This is a genomic window from Heliomarina sp., from assembly GCF_052826185.1.
Genome location: NZ_JBRBUI010000023.1, coordinates 1 through 6,686 on the forward strand (window position 1 = coordinate 1; position 6,686 = coordinate 6,686).

General features: G+C 60.2%; 6 protein-coding genes and 3 pseudogenes. 4 read left to right on the forward strand and 5 right to left on the reverse strand.

The genetic code is table 11. The features are described from left to right. The 3 genes and pseudogenes from ACU0FH_RS08725 to ACU0FH_RS08735 form a co-directional block, all read right to left on the reverse strand. A pseudogene (locus ACU0FH_RS08725) lies at window positions 1-95 on the reverse strand (IS6 family transposase); the annotation flags it as partial. A 376-nt stretch (window positions 96-471) separates the two neighbouring features. Beyond that, a pseudogene (locus tag ACU0FH_RS08730) lies at window positions 472-687 on the reverse strand (ParB/RepB/Spo0J family partition protein); the annotation flags it as partial. Window positions 688-758: 71 nt separating this feature from the next. Next, the gene (locus ACU0FH_RS08735; protein WP_088636268.1) at window positions 759-1,208 is read right to left on the reverse strand and encodes a DUF3768 domain-containing protein; all 450 of its coding nucleotides are present in this window, start codon (window positions 1,206-1,208) and stop codon (window positions 759-761) included. 363 nt (window positions 1,209-1,571) lie between these two features. On the opposite strand from ACU0FH_RS08735, the gene ACU0FH_RS08740 reads away from it, so the two are divergent. After that, window positions 1,572-2,495: an Abi family protein gene (locus ACU0FH_RS08740; RefSeq protein ID WP_088636270.1), complete on the forward strand. Its 924-nt coding sequence runs from the start codon at window positions 1,572-1,574 to the stop codon at window positions 2,493-2,495. Window positions 2,496-2,568: 73 nt separating this feature from the next. Here the strand turns inward: ACU0FH_RS08740 and ACU0FH_RS08745 are convergent, their stop codons facing one another. Further along, the gene (locus tag ACU0FH_RS08745; RefSeq protein WP_088636269.1) at window positions 2,569-3,003 is read right to left on the reverse strand and encodes a GIY-YIG nuclease family protein; all 435 of its coding nucleotides are present in this window, start codon (window positions 3,001-3,003) and stop codon (window positions 2,569-2,571) included. A gap of 93 nt (window positions 3,004-3,096) precedes the next feature. Here ACU0FH_RS08745 and ACU0FH_RS08750 point away from each other — a divergent pair, with 93 nt between their 5' ends. Further along, a complete protein-coding gene (locus ACU0FH_RS08750; RefSeq protein WP_446194267.1) occupies window positions 3,097-4,200 on the forward strand; it encodes an IS110 family transposase in 1,104 nt (367 codons plus the stop codon). Here ACU0FH_RS08750 and ACU0FH_RS08755 read toward each other — a convergent pair. Further along, window positions 4,111-5,469 carry an ISKra4 family transposase gene (locus ACU0FH_RS08755; RefSeq protein WP_446194268.1) on the reverse strand — a complete coding sequence of 453 codons (1,359 nt, stop codon included), beginning with the start codon at window positions 5,467-5,469 and terminating at the stop codon, window positions 4,111-4,113. The two genes, ACU0FH_RS08750 and ACU0FH_RS08755, sit on opposite strands and share 90 nt — an antisense overlap. 110 nt (window positions 5,470-5,579) lie before the next feature. Here ACU0FH_RS08755 and ACU0FH_RS08760 point away from each other — a divergent pair. Next, a pseudogene (locus ACU0FH_RS08760) lies at window positions 5,580-5,876 on the forward strand (transposase domain-containing protein); the annotation flags it as partial. Beyond that, the gene (locus tag ACU0FH_RS08765) at window positions 5,873-6,466 is read left to right on the forward strand and encodes a plasmid pRiA4b ORF-3 family protein (protein ID WP_027264264.1); all 594 of its coding nucleotides are present in this window, start codon (window positions 5,873-5,875) and stop codon (window positions 6,464-6,466) included. The pseudogene ACU0FH_RS08760 and the gene ACU0FH_RS08765, both read left to right, overlap by 4 nt. The last annotated feature ends 220 nt before the right edge of the window (window positions 6,467-6,686 follow it).

Here is a 6,686-nt window from a genome sequence, read left to right on the forward strand (position 1 = left end):
ATGGGGAACCGGTGATAGGCCCAGACGGCATATGCGATGATCTCGGCAGGAAAGCGATGGCCTGAAAAGGCCCCAGATTGCTTGGGTTTGGTCATGTCCCCGCGTACCGGCTATTGATATGCCCCGCAACTTGACGATGCCCGTGAAACAGGCGGCGGCGCTGAGGTTGATTTCATTCGCGGCCAGCGCGTCGATCACGGCTTCCGGCAGACCGGCCAGCGCGAGGCGGCGGTAGACGCTTTTTTCAGTCACGGCGAAGGCGCGGGCAATCGTTGCCGGGGTCGCGCCGTTCCGCTCCATCTTGCCATAGGCCCGGATTTCATCGGCGGGGTGAAGGTCACGGCGGGCAGCATTCTCGGCCACGGCCCACGCCTGTGCGGTGCTATCATCGGGCGCGAGGCGAACCGGAGGATTTGCCAGTTCAGGGCGCACCTGGGCCAGATCGGCGTGGCGTTCAGCCAGAAGTTGCAGCGCCCGCAGGCGGCGGCCACCAGCGACGATTTCGGCCCCACCGTTACCGTCCATGATCCCGGCAAGGTTCTGGATCAGGCCAGCGGTCCAGATGCTTTCGGCCAGTTCCTCGACCTCGGCGGCGGGCACGTTCTGGCGCGGGTTCATGGAGGAAAGCGACAGCTTCGACAGAGGGAAACGGGCCTCGTCGGCGGCAATGATGCTCTGTTTGGTCATTGGGATATTCCTTGAAGGATTTGGGGGACAAGGAGCCGGAGCGGAGCGCACCAAGCGCTCCGCTGTTGGCCTCAGTATTCGCTCGGAAAAAGCAGGGTCAGGACGCGGCGGGTGTTGGCATCGTCCAGCGGATCATCAGCGCCGTAGCAAAGGCTCTCGTCGTAAAGGTCGATCTTGAACCAGACGGTTTCGCCGCAGATCGTGACCGAGGCCATCGAATGATCACCGTGGGGATCAGTGTCCTCGGTGAAGTCCGAAAAGCCCGCAACGGCAAGCTGGGCAAGGGTGACAAACTCCGGCCCCTTGGCGGCGACCCCTTGGGTGCAGACCACACGACCTTGATAGACGGGATGGCCGCCGGAAATCATCGCCTCGCGAAAGGCGTCATTCGCCTTGGCAATCTGCTGCGCTTGAACCGCAAGGTCGATGACGCTCGTCGCGCCGCAAGCGGGGCAATTGTCGGGGATAACATCGTCGATTTCCTCGACATCGCGGCAGGCGGTGCATTGGTAATAAGCCATTATGGCCCTCCTTTGTGGTGACGCCCTTCCGGTCTTGGTGCCGAAAATTGGGGCGGGGTTTCTGGCGAGGCCCGCTGCAAGCGGCCCTCTCCTGAAAGCCTGCCTCCCGGCGAGCGGCCTTGCGTGGGGGAACCGGCGGTTCCCTAGACGTGCGCGACTTGGCGCAGCTCAAGCATGCAGGGACTTTTGTTGTCAGTCACAATCCCCCTGCCACGTGATCGTGCAGGAATCCTCGGGTACACATGCGTTGACATTCAGCCGGACCGAACATACTATCCCCCCAACAACACCCCCCAGGCGACCGGTCGAAAGGCCGAGCTCAATACCGGGGGGTTACTTATTTTTAGGGGTCTGCTCAGTACTTTGAAGTTCACCAAGAAGCCTTCAAGCATCGAGCAACAACTACAGCTCCTCATCCAGCGTGGCATGGATGTCGGTGACCACGCCACTGCAATGAAGTGGCTTGAGACAGTAGGATATTACAGGCTGAGCGCCTACTGGCTCCCCTTTGAAAGACCTCCCGAAAACGGCAACGCGCGCAGCAAGATCTTCGAAAGCGGCGCAACCCTCAGTGCAGTCACCGATCTGTATGTCTTCGACCGAAGGCTGCGCGTTCTGGTACTGGAGGCAATCGAACGTGTTGAAGTGCATGTGAGATCGCGCTGGACCTACCATATGGCACATGCCCACGGTGCCCATGCTCATCTGGATCACCGCCTGTTTTCTGGCTTCTTGAACCATGCCGAACAGCTCGTCCGTCTCGCTCGGGCCGTAGATAAATCCGAAGAAACCTTCATTTTGTACCACAAAGGCAAGTACACGGACCCCTATTCCCCGCCCCTGTGGTCGGCAACTGAACTGATGACGCTTGGCGAACTCTCGAAGTGGTTCCAGGCAACAAAAGACAATAAAATCAAATCACAGGTGGGACGTGACCTGGGCTTCCCAACCAAAGAGATCGTAGAGGGCACTCTACAGGTGTTGGCGTTGACCAGAAACATCTGCGCACATCACGGACGGCTGTGGAACCGCAGGACCGTCAAACGACTACCCAAGATCAAACGCTTCAAAAACGACTTGGTGCTGGTGACCGAAGGCCAGCAAGAAGAGAACGACAATCGGCTCTATAACATATTGGTTGTTCTGCTTCACATGATGGACAAGCAGGCAACGGACAGCACTTGGCGAGATCGGCTGAGGAATCTGATCGAAGCACAATCTGATTCCGACCGATCGAAAATGGGTTTCCCAACCGACTGGCGTACACGACCGGTCTGGACCCCATAAACGGCAACAACCCAAATGCCCGCCCCAAAGGGGCGAGCGTCAAATCTCTTCCAGAAATAGGGCAACTTCCTCTTCAGCTGGAGACGAGGCTGGCCTTCTCCGGGTCATACCGAAACTTGGTAATCGTGCCGTCCTTGATCTTCTGGACCGCCTCGTCGATGACGAACAGCGGCACTAGGAACCACTCTCGGGGCGTCACTGGACGGCCGAACCGATCCGGAATTTCGATGTCGAGCTGTGCAGTCCCGAAAATCCGGTGGATCAGGTTTTCAAGCCGAGTCTGGTTGATGTTGTAGAGCTCATAGGTCGCCACGACCTCGACCGGCGCCATCAGGAAGGTCGGTTGAAGATGCGCGCCGGCAATCCTCTTCTCGACACCCAATGTGGTCACGCCAATCTTGTGCACGAGGTCCCTGTTCTCAGACACCATTGGATGATCCGACTTGCTGCGCAGGACATAGATCGTGCCGGTGGTGCTATCGCCCTCTTCGGGTGCGTCCGCGAACAACGGCCCCGCGACGGGGCTTTGATGATGTGACCGCCCCCCGACGGCATCTCTGTGTCAAGGTGGGTCTGCGATGATCCACAAAGGAGGACGGTCATGTCGGAGATTATCACGGTCGGGCTCGATCTGGCGAAGAATGTGTTCCAGGTGCATGGGGCGGACGCCGCAGGCGGTGCGGTGCTACGGAAGAAGCTGCGGCGCACGCAGGTGCTGGGGTTCTTTGAGGCTTTGCCGCCTTGCGTCGTGGCGATGGAAGCCTGTGGTGGTGCACATTACTGGGGTCGAGAGATTGGCAAGCTTGGACATGAGGTCCGGCTGATCCCTCCGGCCTACGTGAAGCCCTTCGTCAAACGGCAGAAGAATGACGCCGCCGACGCCGAGGCGATTTGCGAAGCTGCACAGCGTCCGACGATGCGCTTCGTGTCGGTGAAGAGCGAAGAGACCCAAGGGGCGGCGATGGTGTTCCGCGTGCGCGAGTTACTGATCCGGCAGCGCACCCAGGCGATCAACGCCCTGCGCGGTCACCTTGCCGAGTTCGGGCAGGTTGTGCCGCAGGGCGCTGCCAATGCCTCGAAGCTGATCGCCATCGTCGAGGATCCAGAGAGCGGGTTGCCCGCCGAGGCGACAGCCACCCTGCAGGTTCTGATCGGATCCTTGGCGCACCTCGAGGCGCAGATCGGGAGGCTCGATGCCGAGATCTCACGCTGCGCCAAAGAGAACGAGGTCGCCCGACGGCTGATGACGGTGCCGGGCATCGGCCCGCTGATCGCGACGGCTATCGCGACACTTGCGCCGCCTCCCGAGACCTTCCGGAAGGCCCGGGATTTTGCAGCCTGGCTCGGGTTGGTGCCCAGGCAACACTCGACCGGTGGCAAGCAGCGCCTCGGAGCGACGACGAAGATGGGCGAGCGGTCTCTCAGGCGGCTGCTGATCATTGGCGCCAACAGCGTGATCATCAAGCGCCACGTCCATCGTGAAGCTCAACCCGGCACATGGCTGGGGAACATGCTGTCGCGCAAGCCGTCGATGCTGGTGCGTGTCGCGCTGGCGAACAAGATGGCGCGGATTGTCTGGGCTTTGATGGCCCGGGGAGTGGGCAAAACCTGGGGGTCAGGCAGCTGCTCTTTGGTATGCGCTGGTCAATCTTCCGTCGAGAACGGCGGCCCGCACGATGGCAACGTGATGGGCGCCTTTGGGTGACCATCTCATGCGTCGACGTTTGCCCATACGTGTGTTTCCGATGTCGTCCACGCAGCCTTCTGCTCGGGACGAAGAGATTGGAAGACCATTGCGATATCGCCGCCCATAGTCGGTGAGGCTATCCATATTGTTTGCCAGATAGGTGTAGAGTTCCCGGCAACGCGCCTGTACACGCGCCGCCGCGCCGCGCACTTCAGGATCATCTTTCCAAAGCCGCTCGCAATCGGCCATCAGCCAATGAAGGCTCGTGGTGCCCACTCGAACCTTACCATGCCACAGATACCATCGTAATCGCTCTGCGGGGCGTTCGAACAACACCGGGATGCCCGAGAAACTCTTGGTCTGCAGCAGCCCCCTTACGGCGTTCTCGACATGTTTTACCCGCATCGAGATGTGCCACCAATCGAGGATATGGCGAACCGGCCCGCCGACAGCGTAGCGCACAAGATTGGGCAAGGCAGGTTCTCCATCCGAAATCACGGTAACCGGGCTCTTGCCGTCCCAGCCAGTGTCTTGAAGGTCTTGCCGTACTTGCCTCGATGGCGATTGTGCGACCTGCTGAACAAGCCCGAAACGGCGGGAGATATGGGGGCTTTCTATCTTGCCGACCACAACATCAAGGTGCCGCTTCTGGTATTCCGGCCTACATCGAATATGTGCACCGTCCAGAAAGACTGTCACCGGAGCTGTGCTCTTTTCTGCTGACGAGACAACCGGTTCCGCATACGCGCTATCGCCGATGTCCCTGGCGATTCTGCCGAGACGATTGCGTACCGAAGTGTTCATCTGCTTTGCGCAAGGCAGAAATATCTCCATGATACGCGCTGCTTCTCGAAACGAATGCCGCGCCCCAAGCTCGGCCTGAAGGCGTTGCAATTCAGGTGTCGAGCGGTCCGGGAAGAATTGGGCCAGCGGCGACAGTGGTCCACCCAGGGTGACCTCCGACTTGGCGTTGCACGCGCAACGCCGAATGCGTGGCGCCTTGACACGGAACCGACCAAACAATGTGTCCAGAACCCTGGGTCGATAGTCATGGATGGTTCTGACCTTGTTGCAGTCAGGACAGACCCTGCTCGCCTCAGAGACCTCCTCGATCTGGTCAAGAAGGATCGATTGCTGCACTTGCCAAAGCATGGATTTCGCATCTTCGAGCAACAGCCCGAAGCCCTCGGGCTGAGTACTTCGACATGGCCGAGACAGGCGTCCCAGACGCCGCGTCTTCGTGGTTCCGTTCTCAAATGTTGTCTCGACGATGATCCGCACATCCATGGCAATTCCTCTGCTGTGAAATCACCATCATAGACAAAGACCCCCAGATTTTGCCCACTCCCAAATGACCCTGAATCCGCAGAATCTGATTAATTAGGGTACAGTGACAGGAGGCCTTCACGCGCTTCCTCGAGGATGGGCGGGTCTGCTTGACGAACAACGCGGCCGAGAGAGCACTCCGCGGTGTGGCCCTTGGCCGGAAGTCATGGCTCTTCGCCGGCTCCGAGCGCGGCGGTGACCGCGCCGCCTTCATGTATTCGCTGATCGTCACTGCGAAGATGAACGATGTCGACCCTCAGGCCTGGCTCGGCGACGTCCTCGCCCGGCTGCCTGGCACGACAGCCTCCCGGGTGCCGGATCTCCTGCCTTGGAATTGGTCCCCGACACGGCAAAGGATCGCCGCATGACCCTGATCGCCCGCCTCCGGATCATCTTGAACGACGTCGAGCCAATGCCGATGCGCCACATCGAGGTGCCGCTGAAGATCAGGCTCGACCGGCTGCATGAGGTCATCCAAGCGGCCATGGGCTGGACCGACACCCATCTCTACGAGTTCCGGGTGGGGGATGCCGGTTGGGGCATGCCCGACCCGGACGGGTTCTACGACGGCCCCATGGACGCGAAGAAAATGACTTTGGAAAAGCTGCTCGACCAGACCGCCACCAGGACGATCCAGTATGTCTACGACTTCGGTGATGACTGGGACCACAGCATCCGGATCGAGCGGGTGGGCGAGGCCACTCAGGGCGTGACCTATCCGCGGCTTCTGAAGGCCGCGGGGGCCTGTCCACCGGAGGACGTCGGCGGCGCCTGGGGCTACGAAGAGTTCCTCGAAGCCCTCGCCGATCCCGATCACGAGCAGCACGAGGACATGGTCCACTGGTCGGGCGGGGACTTCGACGCCGAGGATGCCGGGGCCGGCACCATCATCGAACGCTTCGAGCGGCTGGCGAAGAAATGGGCCCCGCGGCCTCGCAAACCCAAAACTACGATCTGAGTGACGCCAGCGACCGCGGCCTACGCCGGATGGTTACACTCAGACAACAGCTTCTCCAGATGCGCCGCAACGTTTCATCCTGCGGCCATTGCGATATGTGGGTCGGTTTTCTGGTAGACGGAAGCGGCGATATTCTGGACCGAATCCGGGGTGTTTGAGAGGTGGGCGAGGATCTCCGCCTCGCGACGCATGCGGTTGGAAAGCAACCGTTTGACGTAAG

What these genes read in the sequence shown, in the direction of transcription:
- ACU0FH_RS08735 (WP_088636268.1), bottom strand. Translation starts at nt 1,208, where the DNA reads ATGGCTTATTACCAATGCACCGCCTGCCGCGATGTCGAGGAAATCGAC.
- ACU0FH_RS08750 (WP_446194267.1), top strand. Translation starts at nt 3,097, where the DNA reads ATGTCGGAGATTATCACGGTCGGGCTCGATCTGGCGAAGAATGTGTTC.
- ACU0FH_RS08755 (WP_446194268.1), bottom strand. Translation starts at nt 5,469, where the DNA reads ATGGATGTGCGGATCATCGTCGAGACAACATTTGAGAACGGAACCACG.
- ACU0FH_RS08765 (WP_027264264.1), top strand. Translation starts at nt 5,873, where the DNA reads ATGACCCTGATCGCCCGCCTCCGGATCATCTTGAACGACGTCGAGCCA.